The sequence below is a fragment of the Metabacillus litoralis genome, assembly GCF_003667825.1.
GTDB lineage: Bacteria > Bacillota > Bacilli > Bacillales > Bacillaceae > Metabacillus > Metabacillus litoralis_B.
Genome location: NZ_CP033043.1, coordinates 2,984,277 through 3,002,320 on the forward strand (window position 1 = coordinate 2,984,277; position 18,044 = coordinate 3,002,320).

15 protein-coding genes are annotated in these 18,044 nt (G+C 35.9%); 6 read left to right on the top strand and 9 right to left on the bottom strand.

Annotated elements, in window-relative coordinates; translation table 11 throughout:
* Positions 1-257 precede the first annotated feature (257 nt).
* Together D9842_RS14910 and D9842_RS14915 are read left to right on the top strand one after the other, a co-directional pair.
* Positions 258-4,190: a 5'-nucleotidase C-terminal domain-containing protein gene (locus D9842_RS14910; protein WP_121663182.1), complete on the top strand. Its 3,933-nt coding sequence runs from the start codon at positions 258-260 to the stop codon at positions 4,188-4,190.
* 253 nt (positions 4,191-4,443) lie between these two features.
* Positions 4,444-4,791 (top strand): DUF2642 domain-containing protein, encoded by a 348-nt coding sequence (locus tag D9842_RS14915; protein WP_121663183.1) that lies wholly within the window; start codon positions 4,444-4,446, stop codon positions 4,789-4,791.
* A 122-nt stretch (positions 4,792-4,913) separates the two neighbouring features.
* Here D9842_RS14915 and D9842_RS14920 read toward each other — a convergent pair whose 3' ends face one another.
* The 6 genes from D9842_RS14920 to D9842_RS14950 form a co-directional block, all read right to left on the bottom strand.
* Positions 4,914-5,198 carry a hypothetical protein gene (locus tag D9842_RS14920; protein ID WP_180320392.1) on the bottom strand — a complete coding sequence of 95 codons (285 nt, stop codon included), beginning with the start codon at positions 5,196-5,198 and terminating at the stop codon, positions 4,914-4,916.
* A 220-nt stretch (positions 5,199-5,418) separates the two neighbouring features.
* Positions 5,419-7,464: a bifunctional diguanylate cyclase/phosphodiesterase gene (locus tag D9842_RS14925; protein WP_162987445.1), complete on the bottom strand. Its 2,046-nt coding sequence runs from the start codon at positions 7,462-7,464 to the stop codon at positions 5,419-5,421.
* A gap of 289 nt (positions 7,465-7,753) precedes the next feature.
* Positions 7,754-8,770, bottom strand: coding sequence for an STAS domain-containing protein (locus D9842_RS14935; RefSeq protein WP_373995075.1), 1,017 nt, complete (start codon positions 8,768-8,770; stop codon positions 7,754-7,756).
* Between the two features lie 211 nt (positions 8,771-8,981).
* Positions 8,982-9,584: a YybS family protein gene (locus D9842_RS14940; protein ID WP_121663187.1), complete on the bottom strand. Its 603-nt coding sequence runs from the start codon at positions 9,582-9,584 to the stop codon at positions 8,982-8,984.
* Between the two features lie 131 nt (positions 9,585-9,715).
* Complete coding sequence (locus D9842_RS14945) at positions 9,716-10,333, bottom strand: hypothetical protein (RefSeq protein ID WP_257535879.1); 618 nt, start codon at positions 10,331-10,333, stop codon at positions 9,716-9,718.
* A complete protein-coding gene (locus tag D9842_RS14950) occupies positions 10,284-11,717 on the bottom strand; it encodes a PQQ-dependent sugar dehydrogenase (protein ID WP_121663188.1) in 1,434 nt (477 codons plus the stop codon). The genes D9842_RS14945 and D9842_RS14950 overlap by 50 nt, the downstream gene beginning before the upstream one ends.
* Before the next feature lie 191 nt (positions 11,718-11,908).
* Here D9842_RS14950 and D9842_RS14955 point away from each other — a divergent pair, with 191 nt between their 5' ends.
* Positions 11,909-12,649 (top strand): YqcI/YcgG family protein, encoded by a 741-nt coding sequence (locus D9842_RS14955; RefSeq protein ID WP_121663189.1) that lies wholly within the window; start codon positions 11,909-11,911, stop codon positions 12,647-12,649.
* Positions 12,650-12,769: 120 nt separating this feature from the next.
* Complete coding sequence (locus D9842_RS14960) at positions 12,770-13,336, top strand: cysteine hydrolase family protein (protein ID WP_257535880.1); 567 nt, start codon at positions 12,770-12,772, stop codon at positions 13,334-13,336.
* 402 nt (positions 13,337-13,738) lie between these two features.
* On the opposite strand, the gene D9842_RS14965 is transcribed toward D9842_RS14960, so the two are convergent.
* Entirely contained in the window at positions 13,739-14,656 is a 918-nt protein-coding gene (locus D9842_RS14965; protein WP_121663190.1) for a DMT family transporter, read from the bottom strand.
* 113 nt (positions 14,657-14,769) lie between these two features.
* Here D9842_RS14965 and D9842_RS26555 point away from each other — a divergent pair, with 113 nt between their 5' ends.
* Together D9842_RS26555 and D9842_RS14970 are read left to right on the top strand one after the other, a co-directional pair.
* Positions 14,770-15,159: a GntR family transcriptional regulator gene (locus D9842_RS26555; RefSeq protein WP_306821486.1), complete on the top strand. Its 390-nt coding sequence runs from the start codon at positions 14,770-14,772 to the stop codon at positions 15,157-15,159.
* Positions 15,160-15,164: 5 nt separating this feature from the next.
* Positions 15,165-16,196, top strand: a complete 1,032-nt coding sequence (locus D9842_RS14970) for an aminotransferase-like domain-containing protein (protein WP_306821487.1) — start codon at positions 15,165-15,167, stop codon at positions 16,194-16,196.
* A 45-nt stretch (positions 16,197-16,241) separates the two neighbouring features.
* Here D9842_RS14970 and speE read toward each other — a convergent pair whose 3' ends face one another.
* Positions 16,242-17,090 carry a polyamine aminopropyltransferase gene (gene speE / locus D9842_RS14975; RefSeq protein ID WP_121663191.1) on the bottom strand — a complete coding sequence of 283 codons (849 nt, stop codon included), beginning with the start codon at positions 17,088-17,090 and terminating at the stop codon, positions 16,242-16,244.
* Positions 17,091-17,110: 20 nt separating this feature from the next.
* Positions 17,111-18,007 carry an agmatinase gene (gene speB, locus D9842_RS14980; RefSeq protein WP_121663192.1) on the bottom strand — a complete coding sequence of 299 codons (897 nt, stop codon included), beginning with the start codon at positions 18,005-18,007 and terminating at the stop codon, positions 17,111-17,113.
* Between the last annotated feature and the right edge of the window lie 37 nt (positions 18,008-18,044).

The following is an 18,044-nucleotide window of genomic DNA, read 5'->3' on the forward strand; positions in this document are numbered from 1 at the left end:
CTTTTAAAATCCCTTTAAACCTATCTAACATTTGTAGAAACCCCTTTTACATTTTCACCCATAAAATTGATTATCCCGACAGTAAATAGTCCAATAATATGATATTTTCTATAAATTTTCGACATAAACCAGCTTTTCTCATGAATATCCTAACAGGTAGTATGACTCATTTTTATACCTTAACAATTACTTAACACTGTATTCATATTTCCTCCTTATAGTAGAAGCGTTGTTAACAAATAATAAGGAGGAATAGTATGAAGCGGCAATTGGTTAAAAAGATGTTTAGTAGTTTGTTAGTTTTAGCATTAATTCTTTCAACGTTTTTACCAGTGTTTTCAAAAAGTGTTAAAGCAGAGACTTCTTTAGCAACAGATTTATTTATTTCGGAGTATATAGAAGGGAGTTCCTTTAACAAAGCAATAGAAATTTATAATGGGACAGGCCAGACAGTTGATTTGTCACAGTATAAGGTTGAGCTTTATTCGAATGGTTCTGCTACTGTTAGTCAAAGCCTATCTTTAACAGGAACACTCGAAAATGGTGAAGTTTATGTTTTAGCTCATAGTAGTGCTAATAATGATATTTTGTCTAAAGCAGATATTCAAGATGCTGTTATAAATTTTAATGGTGATGATGCTTTTGCTTTGAAAAAGGCTGATCAATTAATAGATGTAATAGGAACAATTGGAGTTCGAGAAGATTTTTCTACTGATAAAACAATTATCAGAAATCCTAATATCCACTCTGGGACAACAACATACGCACCAGACCAATGGTCAACATACCCTAAAGACACATTCACATACTTAGGCTCTCACACAATGGACGGTATAGCACCTACAGATCCAGGTGATGGAGATACTTCTGACCCAGGACAACCTGAAACAGGAGTATTATCTATCGCTGCTGCAAAGCAAAAAACAAACCAAGCTGTAACAATTGAAGGAATAGTTACAGCTGATAACTCTGCTATTGGTGGCGGAAAATTATCTACCTTTATTCAAGATGAAACAGCAGGTATTAATATCTATGCATCAAATGCAGCTAGCTTTTTTGAGCTTACAGAAGGTAAAAAAGTCCGTGTAACAGGGTCAATTACTCAATATAGAGGCTTAACGGAAATTGCACCAACCTCTATTGAATTAATTGAAGAAAGCAGTTCAGTTCCTGCAGCACAATCTATTACTCTAGCAGACTTACAAGACGCAACAATAGCAGAACCACTTGAAGGGCAGTTAGTAAAAGTAAGTGGTTATGTTCAATCGATCCCTTCATCTCCTGCTGGCGGTGGTTATAATATATCGCTAGTGGACGAAAACTATCATTCTACTACTCTTCGTGTAATGGAAGAGGTTGGAATTGAGAATATAGAAGAAGGTAAATGGTATGAAATCACGGCTATTTTAAGTCAGTATGATTCTTATCAGCTAATACCGAGAAAGCAAGGAGATTTCACATTATCAGCTACGCAACCTGAACCACCAACTGCAGCTGGCGAATATTCAGCAGTTGTAGAAAGTGTTGTAGATGGAGATACGATTCATATTACAAATCCTGTATTAGGTTCGACAAAAGTACGTTATGTGAATATGGATACACCTGAGACTTACCAAAAAGTTGTAACTGAGGCAGATCAAAATCAATTAGACTTCGGAAATACTGCTAAAGCATACATGAACACGTTATTAAAAGCTGGTGATGAAATTGTATTAAAAATTGGTGACGAACCAACTGACGCATATGGTCGTCTTCTCGCTCAAGTTATTCGTAAAAGTGATAACATGAACACCAACTTAGAAATGGTGCGTAAAGGCTATGCTTCATCTTACTTTATTTGGCCGATTGGTTCTGAAGAAGATTACAATGCTTTCCAAGCAGCTGTAAAAGCAGCAAAAGATGAAGGACTAGGAATCTGGAATCCCGAGAATCCATTAATGGAACTACCATTCGTGTTCCGTGCAAGAGAACAAGGAAAAGGCTTGTTACGCTATGTTGGAAATTCTGATAACAAAGAATACGTTTCTCCTGAGAACTGGGCAGACGTACCTGTAGAAAAAAGGATTTTCTTTGCTAGCCCAGAAGAAGCAGAAGCAAACGGTTATACAGCCAGTACTGATAGTGAACCGAACGAAAATGTTAAAATTCAATTATTAGGTGTAAATGATTTACACGGAAAAATTGATGTAACTGGTACTGTTAATGGAGTGAATTACGGAAGAGCAGATTACCTTGCTGCCTATTTGCGCCAGCGTGAAGCAACAAATCCTAATACGTTAATCGTACACCCAGGTGATATGGTTGGAGGAAGTTCTCCAGTATCGGCTTTATTACAGGACGAGCCTACAGTTGAAATTATGGAATCTATTGGCTTTGATGTTGGAACTGTCGGAAATCATGAATTTGACGAGGGTGTAAGTGAGATGCTTCGCCTCACTAACGGCGGGCAACATCCGAATGGTACGGCAAACTATGATGGAATTGATTTCCCTATGGTTGCTGCTAACGTATCATATAAGGATACACACGAACTAGTTCTCCCTCCATACGCAATCGAAGAAGTTGAAGGAGTAAAGATTGGATTTATTGGTGTTGCAACAACCGATACACCAAATATGATTATTGCAAACGGAAACGAAAATATTGAATTTACAGATGAAGTTGAAGCAATTAATAAATATGTTCCTGAACTACAAGAGCAAGGTGTTGAGGCAATAGTCATCCTTTCTCATGTTCCTGGAAATCAATCTGGCGATAGTGCAACAGGTGATATCGCAAACATAGCAAACAATGTAAATGATGCGGTCGATGTTATCTTCGCAGCTCATAACCATGTAAAGCTAAATGCAGTTGTTGATAACAAATTGATTGTCCAAGCATGGGAATATGGGAAAGCCTTTGTAGATGTTGATTTAGAAATTGATCCAACTACAGGAGATATTATAAAAAAATCAGCGGAAATTGTTGAGGTTATTCAAGATAACATTAAGCCCGATGCAGAAGTAAGTGCCATTATAGAAAAATATCTTGATCAAATAGGGCCAAAGCTAAATGAAGTTATTGGACAAGCTGGTACTGAATTAACAGGTGGCTATGCAACAAAAGGTGAAATTGGTGATAATGCTCTTGGAAATTTAATTGCGGATGGTATGGCATATGCAATGGATAGTGATTTCGCTTTAATGAACGGCGGCGGTATACGTGATGACCTTAATTCAGGTGATATCACATGGAATGAGTTATTTAATATTCAACCTTTCGGAAACACACTAGTAAAACTTGAAATAACAGGAGATGATTTAAGACAAATTATCAATTCGCAATTTAGCAGTTATGGTCCAGATGTAAGTATCAGTGGGTTCCGCTATACATGGGACAGCTCATTAGGAAAATATGGACAAGTTGTTGATTTATTCTTACCTAGTGGTGAAAAAATTAATCCTAATGAAACTTACACTGTCACAGTAAACAACTATATGTACCCACACAGCAGTGACAAATATTTGTTAGCTAAGTTAGGTGAAAATCCAGTACAAGGTCCAGAAGATCTCCAAGCAACAGTTAACTTTGTAAAAAGCTTTGATGACCAGCCTATTTCCTATGCTGCAGAAGGTCGTATTTCTGAAGTTGTTGCACCAACAGATACAACAGCTCCAGTAACAGAAATGCAAATACCAGAGGCAGACTTTACAAATGGTTCTTACTTAGAAGAGGTTACAATCGAATTATCTGCTACTGATGCGGAATCTGAGGTTGTATCAATTGAATATAACCTAAATGATACTGAGTGGGTTCCATATGTTGAAGCTGTTACTCTTCAAGCTGGTGAACATAAGCTTTCATACCGTTCAACAGACAATGCAGGAAACATTGAAGAAACCAAAGTAGCAGAAATACTAGTTCAAGCTGCAACAATTGATCATACGAAAAAGCTAGTTCAGGATTCTGATGCTAAGAAAGGTATCAAAGTTTCAATTCTAGCACAATTAGAAATTGCAGAACGTAACTTAGAAAGAAAAAGAGAAAACAAATTTAGTTTCTTGTCTTGGTTATTTGATTATCAAGCCTATGATGCTCTAAAACGTTTAAATGATCGAATTGAGAACTATCCAGATAAATTAATGAGCGAAGATGATCGAACTGATATTACAACAATGCTTACTTACATTGTTGAGCATAAGGTAGAATAAACGTTCCCACACAATATTTTATAGAAAAGCAGATCATAATGGTCTGCTTTTTTTGTATACAAGTTGTTTACATTGTAAAGAACCCTATTTTGTTATAAATATCAGGTAGGGTCATACCCTTGTAAACGTCATTTATAAAAGGAAAGTATATCAGAAAGTATTTTCAAACTATATCTGTAATGAAACAACCCGGAATAGATTTCCGAATCATTTCATATTAATTAAGGACAAATCCCCCTTAAGGAGTGTTTTTATGTCCGTAAATCATTCACACGATAAAGTCCCATATATTCAAAACCCTATTGATCAACCTGGCTATGTTCATCATCAACCAGCATCCCATTCGCCGATTTATCCGATAACAGGTATACCTCAACCAACTAATTATTCCACGAACTTAGATCCAGTTTTTGTTCAGCACATTAGTAGACATCAAGGTCAAAAAGTTGCATTAGTAACTACAGCTGGACGAGTTGAAGGTGAAGTAGCCGGTGTGGCAGTTGATCATGTTCAAATTAATTTAGATGATCGCTCATTACATATACGCCTTTCACAGGTGATTTGGTTTGAAGGGCCTTTAGCTTCTTATAGAGAGAGATGAATAATTTTGAATAGAAATAAAAAAGTTCAACAGATTAAAAAGCATATCTGTTGAACTTTTCTTTCTCTCTCTTATATAACACGCTTACATTTTATTTATATTTACTAATTCCTACTTATCCTTTAATACCATCCGCTACAGCATTTACATCTCTTGTCATACTTTTTATAATCCCAGTGCTTTTTGTGATCCTTTTTATCATGCTTATAACCATAATCACATTTTCGATCATGATGATGTTTCTTTTTGTCATACTTATGATACTTTTTATCATCATAATCTTTCTTATCGTACTTCTTATAATCGTAATCTTTCTTAACATCTTTTTTAAAGTCTAATTCCACATCGTATTTTTTGTAACCCCAGCAGTAGCATTTACCATATTCCATGTTTTTCTTCTTACCCAAAAGAATCATCTCCCTTTTCGTATAGTAAAGAGAGAAAAACTGATGTTTTATCCTTCATGCTAGCATTGTTTTGTTTGTCTTTCTCTCTTTGCTATTAATCTATTCTCTTAAAGATCGAAAAGTTTGGATAAAGGACACGCATTTTACTAGTTTTATTTATTATTTTTCTAAATGTAATAGAAAAAACCCCTAAATTTAGGGGCTTATACATTAATAAAATTCAATTCACAGCTTTCTTTCTCTGATAAAATTCTTGCATCCATTTAACAAGGTCATCTTTTTTTAATGGGGGTGAATAATAATATCCTTGAATTCCCGGTTTCTCCGGCATACATGTTAAAAAGGTAATTTGTTCTTCCGTTTCAACACCTTCAATAACCACTTTCATATTTAAACTATGACATAAAACAATAATCGCTTTTATAATCGCAGAATCCTTCTCAGATTCTGGTACTCCATCTACAAACGATTTGTCAATTTTCACTGTTGTAATGGGTAGTCTTTTTAAATAAGACAATGAAGATAAACCTGTCCCAAAGTCATCAAGGGCAATATTAAAACCGAACTTCCGAAATTCTCCTATCGAAATGATCGCATTTTCAATATTATTGATCACACTCGTTTCTGTAATTTCTAACTCAAGTTGGTGACTGTCTATTCCATACTTAGCAACACTTTCTTTTAATACATCCATTAATCGTTGAGATGTAATATATTGTCCTGGAATATTAATTGAAACTTCCTTAATAGGATGGCCTTCTGAAATCCAATGAGACATTTGCTCGCAGACTTTTTCAATAATCCAATCTGTTACATCTATAATTTTCCCATTCTCTTCAAGTAATGGTATGAACAATCCAGGAGATATAAATCCATGAACAGGATGATTCCAACGTAACAATGCCTCAGCACCTAATCTTTCCTTATCTGATTCTACCTTTGGTTGATAAACAATATAAAGTTCATCCTGTTCCATTGCTTTTTCAATATCTTGGATGATACCTTTTTCAAAAGAATATTTATGAATGGAAGGATCATATTCAATTACCTGATGTTTATACTCTATTGAAGAGTGTTGCAATACTGCCATTGCATTTGCAAATAATTGTTTTGCTTCTTTTTCATCAGAACATGTTGAAAGCGAGCAAACTACCTCAACAACAAGCTGTTGATTTTCAATAACAACTGGATTCATTAAAGCAGAAGTTAATTTTTCAATACTTGCCGCAAAATCTTTATAGCTTTGCGTTAGGGTTAAAATTGCAAAGCGATTCCCTTCAATTCGATATAACTCCGCCATTTCAGGCTTTAATCCAATAATTGTCTCACTAACATCTCTGATAATTCGGTCTCCAAAGGAATACCCATAACCACTATTCCATTTTTCAAGTCCATGAAGATGGATAATAGCTAAACTCCCGTTTGAAATGGAGGTATTTAGTTTTTTTTCAAATTGTCGTCTATTTGGTAATATGGTTAATGCGTCAAAGTAATTTAGTCGATATTCAACATATCGATCTAATAGACTTGATAGTCCAGAAAAGGCAAGAGTGATTACAATTCCAGCAGTTATACAAACAATTAGGAGCGTAAAATCCATCTGGTGCATATGAGAAGAATGTATTGGCACATCTGTATAAAAGATTACTGCCGCCATACCAGTATAATGCATACTTGCCACTGCTAATCCCATAATAATAGACGTTAGAATCTTAACTATCTGATTCTTAATTAATCTTTGCATCGTTGAGAAAATATAAAGTGCCACGTAAGATACTACGATAGCTACTACTATTGACGCAGTAAAAACCCATGGTCTGTAAATGTATTGAGCTTCCATTTTCATTGCAGACATCCCCACATAATGCATGGAGGAAATACCGAGCCCCATAATAATACCTGAAATGATATAAGACCATTGACTCTTTATTTTTTTCTTATTAGCAATGTAAAACGCAAGGTATGATGCAAAGCCAGCAGGAAAAATAGAAATAATTGTTGTGACAAGGTCATATTCCATTGAAACAGGAAGTTTTAGTGCACTCATTCCTATAAAATGCATAGACCAAATACCTAACCCCATAGCAATAGATGCCAAAGTAAGCCACACATTTCGGTTAAAAAAACTAGTTTGTTGAATTCTCTCATTCATCGAAAGTGCAGTATAAGCTGCTAGACATGCAATGACAATAGATAAAAGAACAATTAATGATGAATATTCCCCTTCAAGTAAATACACGTTGTCTGAGTTAGGTAAATAGAACATATTCATACCTCTTAATAAGATTTAGTAGTCTATTTGTTATATCGGCTAATTTTTATTTTTTTTCCACTCTTTTTTAAATAAAGATTAGGTCGGAACAGTTTAGCTATGGAATTTCTGTTCATAAGTGGATGAACGACATTTTGATCCCGGCCACTCTGTGTTTTGTCGTTCATACTCCCGATGAACGATATTTCGACTCCGCCACTCTGAGTTTTGTCGTTATATACATTAAGATCCATTTTTAAAATCATTAAAAAGAAGCATGCAGCAGCATGCCCCCTTAGAACCTTTATAGAATCCTTCTCCCCATTTGCCCTAGCGCAAAATGTATCCCATGTTGTAATGATTGAAAGCAATCAAACTGTGAGAAATTCATTCCTGACTGAGAGATGATCAAACTTAATTCTGGATTAATTCCAACTAATATTGTTTTAGAACCAATTAACGACGAAGCAGAGCCGATCTTTTCTATTAAGCTTGCTGTATGCTCGCTAATATCTTTATCAAGACCAGTTAAATCTAAAATAAGGTAACTAGCTTTGTGTGAAGGTAGATTATTTAAAGTATTTGTAATCAGTTCTTCAGCGCGATCCACCTCATATTTTCCAATTAACGGAACGACCACAATTCCTTCAAGTACAGGAATAATTGGTGAAGAAAGCTGCTTGACGAGATCTTTTAGTTCTTTTGTCTTTTCTTCAACCAGTTTTTCTAGTTGCTGTATTTGTTCCGACTCTTTTTTCCGGGCTAATTGATGAATATTTTGTGTAATACTTATTTCTGATGGATAATAGTTAATAATACTGTATTCATGGCCTTCAAGCTGTTGTTGAACAACTTCATACCAAATATTTGTTCCGAACAACCCAGAAAAGATACCTGCAAAATGTGCAGGAAGAAACTTACCTTCCTGCTGTTTATCCTGAGCGACATTAATTTTATATTCCCACGTATTTTTCAGATAAGCAGTTAATGTCTTGGTTTCGTAGCAAAGATTTTTGACCTCTATTTGCCCCCACCCTGCTGAAGCATACGTAGATGTGATGGATTTTGCTGCCTCTTCTACACTTAAATCTTTCATTTTTTCAAAGTACTCACCAACGACCAACCCTTGCCTAAATCCAGAAGTTTCAAAAACTAAGCTAGATGCTTCCGCACCGGAAATTTCTTCGATTGTATCAAAAAAAGACTTCATAGCTGTAGATATCCAAAAAAGAACGGCTTCCTGACCTTCAAATTGAAAAGTCCCTTTTTGTACATCCCACTCAAACTGAAGTCCGTTTATATTTATGTTTTCATTTCCCACTATAAACCCACCTTTTGTAAAGCATAGCTATTATTCTATTAATTATAGATACTCCTAAATAAGAAGTCCAACAAACTAAAAAATTCTTCAAGTATAAGAGATCCTTTTACCTTTTGTCTTATCTATATTGGAGCTTACTACTTCATTATGTAAAAAACTCTATTTAAATCGTAAAAAAAGGAGCTTCTTTTATAGAGGCTCTCTTATGTTCTCAACCTTCGCGGTCATATAAAGATGGTTTTCTTTCAGGTATTGCTTTCTGTAAAACCTTCATTCCAATCAGACTAACTTTAATCCAAATCCAACTGTACAATAATGAAAATAAGAATATGCTGCCTAGCATTCCAAATCCTAATGAGTTTGCCGATGGACCCAAGATGGGAAATTGAAATAAAGTAATTAAGACAATAATTCCAAGTAACATTGTTGCACCAGCAAAAAGCATGACTTTAAATACATTTTTCATTTTTCTTAATCCGTATCCTATACTTATTCCTAGCAGACCCGTTGTAAATGCGAACACTAATACCTCACTCGGTTGAACAATCGCCAGTAAGAAAATTGTTGTTACATAGGCCAAGATCCCTATTTGGAATGAGATCGATGCGGCAATAATCATTGGCCATGTAGCTAACATACTCAACACATATCCAAATCCAATAAATATACCCGCAGATTGAAATATGACTGCCAAAGCTGCCATTATAGCTCCCATTGCTATTTTGCTAAGTTGTGAATAATGATCCATTGTTGGTACATCATTCATTTTATTGTGAAATAGTGCTCGTATTCCCCTACTTATAAATGTTCTCATTTTCACACCCCCTATTAGTTAAATGCTGCTGAAAGCCTATTTAGACCAGTTTCGTTCCGTAATACCTGTCCTTTTTTAGCAGTGAAAGACTCCACGGGCAAGACCAACTGAAATCTTTCACTATTCTTCAATTAAACATTTTGTTTATAAAGGATAGAAATTGGTGCCATTTCCAACATGTATTCTTGTATTAAAAGTTGGTGCATTGTTTTTTCATGAACAACTTTAAAGGTAGCTTTTACAATTTCTTTTATTCCTAAAGACAAACCTAGTTGTTCAGCAACCGCAAAGGCACCCATTGCCTGTTGATTGAGAAGAAGTAGTTGGTGCATTCCTTGCCATGACCCTACTGCTCCCGCCATCAAATCTTGAAATGTGAGCAGTCCTTCCTCTAGCTTAGAAATCGTTGTTCCAAGTATGCGGTCCATCACAATATCTGGATTACGATTAATTAAATGAAATAGTTGTTTTGCTATTTTCTGATGTTCCTTTGTAGCACCCTCTATCTTTTCAATGGCTTCCTTTATGTGAGGCTCTTGAATTTTTGGGATTGTTTTTTGTATCACAACTTCAAATGCCATTTGAGCAGTTAGTACATGTTCAAACCATTTCTCTACTTCGTTTAATTGCTGATTCCTTATCTCTTCATCTAGCTCAATTAATAATACGGGATTTTCTGTTTTCATCTTTTTTCCTTTCTTATTCTTCTTTTGTAATTTTCCACAACGCACCTGTATGACCATAGGCATGGATATATCCTTCTGTAACAGGAGAGTGACCAAAATCTAAAATATATAAACTCTTTCCGTCTGGATGAAATTTACAATCAACAGGTCGCTCTATTCCACCTGATTGATGTGCTGATGCTGCACCAAGTTGCTTATTTTTCATAAAGACTTCTGATGTTCCCGTTTTAACATCAACCCTTACAACTTGAAAACCGTTGTTAAGATCTTTCTCGTGAGGTGAATTTAACGGTGCATATGTACCCCATTCGGTTACAAATAGTTCTCCGCGATACCCAAAATCGTCTGAACGGCTAAAATCCATCTTCGTCATTGCAGAATGGGGTTTCTCAAGATAAACAGGAGGACCAGCCCATTCAGGCGAATTTTCAATTAATTGCTCTGCCGCTTTCCCCTTCGTAGGTTTACATTTTTCATCCCATACAGGAACTCCATCTGCTCTCATATCAGGGAATCCATACCAATCCGGTTTTTTTACAGATCCATGGGAAGTCATAGCATTGCGAATATGCCAAATTCGATCAGGATCACCTGCAATAGCTCTTTCTCCTTTTTCCTCTAAACAGTTATCAGATGCGTACAGCTCACCCTCTTCATTAAATGCTAAACCATAAGGATTCCTTAATCCCCATGCTAATAGTTCAGGCTCGCTTCCATCCGGCTTTGATCGCCAAAGTCCGGTTGAACACCAAAGTTCTCCCTTAATTTTTTCACCCTTTTTTGCAGGTGTTCCAAACGGTTTAAATGCTCCCGTTTCTGTTAAAAAAGGAAATGGCATGAGTGGGTTTCTAGACGTTACGTTATGACCAGTAAGAGTAATGTCATCCCCAGGTATATCATGAGCCTCTGGATGCTTTGCTAGGTCCACTGTAAATCCAGCCGGCAAACATACGCCATTTTGTGAAACAGAGCCATTGGCAAAGTACATTAAACCGTCCTTAGGACTAAATACGGGTCCGCCTGGTTCGTGCCAACCACCACTAGGTATCTTTTCAATTAACACTTCTCTTTTCTTTGTTTTCACATCATAACGGACTACTCTTGCAAGGTATCCACCTTTACATGTTACATAGATATAACCTTCGTGATAGGTAACTCCTCTTGGTCCACCTAATGTTTCTACAGCAAATACATCTAGCTCTCCAGAGGGTGTTAAACTAAGAATTCTAGGTGGTAACGCTGGACGTGTTGGCCATGTACTTCCACCTTCTAAAATATAAAGTGTTCCATCATCTGCAAATCCCATCCCAGTCGGAAAAGATAAGCCCGCTGCCACGACCTCAACTTTATAACCCTCAGGTACCCAGACATCATCTGGATTCAACAACGGTCTGGCAGTTGTCGGCAGCTCGACAACCTTCTCCCGAATTTGCTTAGTATGTATCATTCATCATAGCTCCTTTGACTTTATATGATAAGAAGTTATCATTTCTCTCTTTCAGTATGATCTTGGAAGAAAATAACTATTCCTCATTATTACGTGCCTTTTTTTGCCCCTACGCAACTTTTTACTGTTAAGTCATTCACCTACACCCAATGTTTTGAATATGGTACATGTGATAGGAGGTTAATGATTACATGGAACTAATTGAAAAGAAATCATTGAATATAGATGATCTACAGCCTTGGAAGAAAGACGCGTTGGAAAAGTTTGAGGCAAAAATGGTGGATAAAGAAAAAAAGTTCCCGTGTATACCGGCAACTCAAGGTCATTCATTAAATCATTTACGATACGGCTTTGTAGGAGATCCTAGAGACGTTTCATCTTCTGAAGAACTCGCTAGCTTGCTATCAGCTTATACCAATCAATCAAAAAATTATGGTAAATATACATCTCTCATTATCTTTTATGAAACGCCAGCCGATTTATCCGAAACTAGTGTTGAACAATTTGAGCAAATATTTTGGAAGCAATTAAGTTGGGCAAGTGAGTTTGATTCCATTGAATGGCCGGAAACTATTCCTGTTGATCCACATGATTCAGCATGGGAATTTTGTTTTCATGGTGAAAAGTACTTTATGTATTGCGCTACTCCAGCCCATCAAAATCGCCAAAGTCGATATTTTCCGTATTTTATGCTTGCTATTACGCCAAGGTGGGTACTTGAGAAATTTAATTCTTCCCCTAAGCTGGCACAAAAAATAAAAAATAATATTAGAGAAAGAATGACAAATTACGATTCTATTTCAATCCACCCTGACTTAAACAGCTATGGTAAAGAAGATAATTTTGAATGGAAGCAGTATTATCTCCATGATGATGATTCAGCTTTATCCAAATGCCCCTTTCACCGAATACTTAAGAAGAGGGAAAAATAGCTGGATTCCTATGCTCCCATTCCTAAAAAATGGGGGCTAATTTTTTCTTTTAGAATGGATCTTTCTTTTCTTACCTACACTATAGGTGTTCTTACATTAAAGAAGAAGGTAGGCGAAGGAATGAACATCATTGAAAATCAACCAGCACTTCTTGTACTAGATGTACAAAAAGGATTTGATGATCCTTATTGGGGTAAACGAAACAACCTAGAAGCTGAAAACAATATTTTAACGCTGTTAACAGAGTGGAGAAAACGTAACTGGACAGTCATCTATTCGCAACACTTATCATTGGAGCCACAATCTCCTTTTCATTATAAAAATCCCGAGGGAACAGAGTTTAAAGACAGCACTAAGCCTTTATCAGGTGAAGTAATTATGCAAAAAAATGTTAACAGTGCCTTTATTGGTACACAGTTAGAAACCTATTTAAAGACAAATCAAATCAAAACGGTTGTGATCACCGGTTTATCTACACAACATTGCGTTTCAACAACAACACGTATGAGCGGAAACCTCGGATTTACAACCTTTCTTGTTTCAGATGCTACGGCAGCATATGAAGTTACCGATCATAATGGTACATATTATACTCCCGAAGATATTCATCAAACAGAACTGGCAACCTTACATAAGGAATTTGCAACTATTGTTAAAACGAGCGATGTATTAAATCAGCTAAAGTAAAAGGCAAAGTCAATTCTCTTAACGGATTCTGGAAAAATGTATAAATAAGCGGAGTTTTTCCGGTTAGATTGAAGAATGGAACTCGGTTTGGTGATATAAGCGGAATTTTTCCGGTTAAGCATAGGAAAATCCTCCATTTTCATCTTTTTCGATTAAATAGGCGGAATCTTTCCGTCTATTTAATCAATTTTTCGTGCTATTTCCTCATTAGGAGGAATTTCTCCGCTTATTTTTTAGTAGCTTATTTCCTGGCGATTCATCAAGATTGGGAATTCGCTTAATCGGGTGCTAATCATGGTTTAAAAAATGCATTTTAATCCTAGTGCGAATAACCATAAGAAAAAGCAACGTTAATTCGTAAAACTGAACCCGTTAGTATTCTCTCTTCCCTCTCAAATCATACTAAACCTTAATATATTTGTTCCTTTGTGCAATCACTCGCTCTTTTAAAGTTTCATAATTGATAAGAATCATCCCTATACAAATAGTGACAGCCCCTACTCCTGTTAACCAAGAAAAAAACTCATCATAAAAAAGAACTCCTACAACAACCGCAATAAAAGGTGAAATATAAAGCCAGGTTGACGGGAAAACCGGATCTGTCTTAACTACCAGCCAATAAAATAAACTATGACCAACCATTGAGCCGATTACAATTAAATAAAAAAGAGAAAAAAGTGAGGCTGGTTGTATGATTGTTTGCACAGAAATTTCCTCTGTTAATAATCCCAAAATAAATAATAAAATTCCCCCATACATCATCTGAACCGCATTCAAAACAACTGGATGAATTCCTTCAAAGTTTTTCGACACACTCTTTGTATAGATTGTACCTGAAGCATAAAAAACCTCTCCAAGAATAATGGCAAAACAACCAATGATCCAATAGGAATTCACCTCAAGTGAAAAACTTGGCAATATAAGAAAAAAAACTCCTATTACACCGATCACACATCCAACAATCGATGTTCTTCTAACTTTGTGTCTTAAGATGATGCTTTGAATCACAATGATCAACATCGGACCGGTCGCTGATAAAACCGCCGCTATTCCGGATGTTACATACTGTTCTGCCCAATATAATGTTGCAAATGTCCCAAATGTCAAACCTACCCCTGATAAAAAAAGTTCCTTTCTGACTAATAAACGCATGATGTTCTTCTCTTTAACAGCCATAATCAAAAACAATAGGAAGCCTGCAATAAAAAAGCGAATTCCCCCCGATAAAAAAGGGGGTAACCCTGAATCTACTCCTATTTTTATCGCTAAAAAAGTCGTTCCAAAAATCATACACATAAAAACATAATTAATAATAACCATTCTATACTCCTCCTTTATGTTGATCATACGATTAGCACTATAGAACAGATTAAACACAATAGAACAGTTAGAAAGGAAACATGATAAAATCATTACATAAAGAGGAAATGGAGTTGGCAAAAGCTGTGCAAAATGAACAATTATTATATAAACAGATCTATCACTATGTAGTGAATCAAATAGAGCGGAAAGAATGGAAAACGCACGACAAACTTCCCTCCGTCCGCAGCCTAGCCACTGAATTCAACGTTCACAGACTCACAGTATTAAAAGCCTATCAATTACTAAAAAATGAAGCGAAAATATATGTTAAGGATAAGTCAGGTTATTATGTGCAACCACAAATAACTAAAGACTATGAATATAGTGAAAATCCTATCATTGCTGCTTATACACAAAAAAATCACCTATCAGAAATTCATAGAGCACCTGTTACCTATAATTTTTCTCAAGCATTAATCGACCCGAATCTTTTACCAAATCATTTTTTTCAGACTATGTGAAAAAAGTGTTCGATCTGTATCCTAAAGTCCTTGCTACCTATTCAACTGTTCAAGGAGATGAAGAACTGCGGGAGGTTCTTGCTGAATACTTTGTAAAACAATTTAAAACACATCTCACGAAAGATCACCTATTGATTACTTCTGGATCACAACAGGCCATTCATTTGATCTCAGAAGCTTTTATTAAACCCGGAGATATTGTCCTTTTTGAGAGACCAAGTTATAGTGCTGCAATTGATATATTTCAAGCGCAAGGAGCACGAATTCTGACTGTTGATATATCCGAAAATGGATATGACTTAGAAAAGCTAGAAAGCATGCTAAAGCAATACAAGCCACGACTATTTTACACAAATCCAACCTTTCACAATCCAACTGGCTATACCATTTCAGTAGAACAAAGAAAAAGAGTAGTAGAATTAGCAGAACAGTATCGTTGTTTAATTATAGAAGATGATGCTTATCATGATATTTACTATAAACAGCCCCCACCTCTACCGATTTATACGTACGATACAGCTGGGACCGTCATTTATGTTCGAAGCTTTTGCAAATATATCTCGCCAGGATTAAGGGTTGCTGTGATTGTTTGTCAGCCTTCTATTATGCCGATGTTACTCACGTCAAAATCGTTAATTGATAATGGATCACCTCTTCTTAATCAGAAGATTTTTCTCCATTATTTTTCGTCCTTACGATTACATCAACATTTAGAAAAGCTAAGAATCGCCTTACAGATTAGGAAGGAAATGATGGAAGAGGAATTAGCGAAAACAAACTGGAAATGGAGCAGTCCACAAGGCGGTTTAAGTTTATGGGTACAACTGCCCGATAATTTATCAATTGAATCATTGCTGTCAAAAAGCCTTCAACACTCTATCTCATTTGTACCAGGTGTAGTATGTGATCCATTAAAACAGGAATCTCGTCGGATACGTCTAAGCTTTTCGTACGAAAATGAAAAAAAGTTAAAGGATGGAATGAAGCAGTTTGTAGAGGTTGCACAGAGGTTGGAGGAGGAGCACATACAAAAATAGAAACCACCTATTAGAAAAAAATAGGTGGTTTCTAGTAAGATTTTTTCACACTCTTTTCAGAGTCCTGATTTTAATCAGTTCTTGCATAAACCTCGGCAATTGAAAAGCTGCATAATGTATGTTTGCAGTATAATAGAATAACTCCATATCTTGAGGTATTTCAACTTCAACCTGTAACGGATCGTATTCCTTTGACCCTAATGTAAAGGACCACAGTCCGCTTGGATATGTTGGAATATTGGCCGTATACAAACGTGTTATTGGAAATATTTCAAAAACGTCTTGAAAAACCGTTTTGATTAAATCAGGCTTAAACCAAGGATTATCAGATTGGGCAACAAAGATTCCATCTTCTTTTAATGATTCGTAAATTCCTTGAAAAAACCCTAGCTCAAACAGCTTTGCAGAAGGACCGATTGGTTCAGTAGAATCCACTAATATAACATCATATTTAGCTTTATTTTCATGTATATGCAAAAATCCATCACCCACAATGACATCAACTAAAGGGTCTTCATATCCAATAGAGATAGAGGGAAGAAATTTCTTTGAATACTCAATGACTTTTTGATCAATTTCGACTTGAGTCACTTTTTCTACTAACGGATGCTTTAATACTTCACGAACAGTCCCCCCATCTCCTCCACCAACCACTAAAACATGTCTAGGATTAGGATGAGTAAATAATGCAGGGTGAGTGATCATTTCATGGTACGTAAATTCATCTCTTTCTGTCGTCATGACTAAACCATCAAGCAACAGCATATTACCAAATTCTTCTGTTTTAACAACCTCAAGCTTTTGGAAATTTGTTTGTTCAGAATGCAATGTTTCTTTTACTTTTACAGTTATTCCAAAATGGTCAGTTTGTTTTTCAGTAAACCAAAGTCCCATACTATTCTCCTTTTATTATATTAATCTACCAATAAATATAGTAAGTCTCTTGCAATTGTTGCAGCTGCTAGTCTTGTTGCTTCAGTAGGGTCATAGATTGGTGCTACCTCTACAAGGTCCGCTGCTACGATATTTAATCCTTTAAGTTGTTGCAAAACTGAACGCATCTCTTGCGTCGACGGCCCCCCAACCACCGGGGTTCCCGTTCCAGGAGCATACGAAGGGTCTAATGAATCGATATCAAATGTTAAATAGACTGGCGTATCACCAATAATTTCTTTAATTCTACTAGCAAGAGCTTCTGGACCCATCGCCAGAGCTTCATTTGCATAAATGATGTTGTATCCACACTCATTCATATTTGTTCGAATATAAACTTGAGCCGATTTACCTGGATCAATACATCCTTCTTCTTGTAAATCATAGGCAAAGGAGCCATGGAAAATCTCGCCCGTGCTTACTCCAGGAAATGTATCTTCATGGCTATCAAAATGTAATAAAGCCAATTTTCCGTACTTTTCACTTGCAGCTCTAATTAATCCATATGGAATTGTGTGATCTCCACCAAGAGTGAGAAGTTTTGCACCTGAGTCTAAGATTTTTTTTGCATGTTCATAAGAATCTTCAATCATGAAATGTGTTGTATCATTTCCTATTGAATATCCAACATCACCATAATCAATGATGTTATATTTTTCTGTTACTTCATAATCCCATGGATAATGAAAGGTTCCAACAAACATTGATGTTTCCCTAATAGAACGGGGACCCAATCTTGTACCTGAGCGGTTAGACACACCACAATCAAATGGAACACCCATTACTGCAACATCCACCCCTTCTAAATCTGTTGTTTGTTTGCATCTACAAAAAGTTACCGCACCAGCATAAGCCAAAAAATCGTGTTTTTTACTCATTTCCTACACCTCTTTTATGATATAATTTCACATAAAA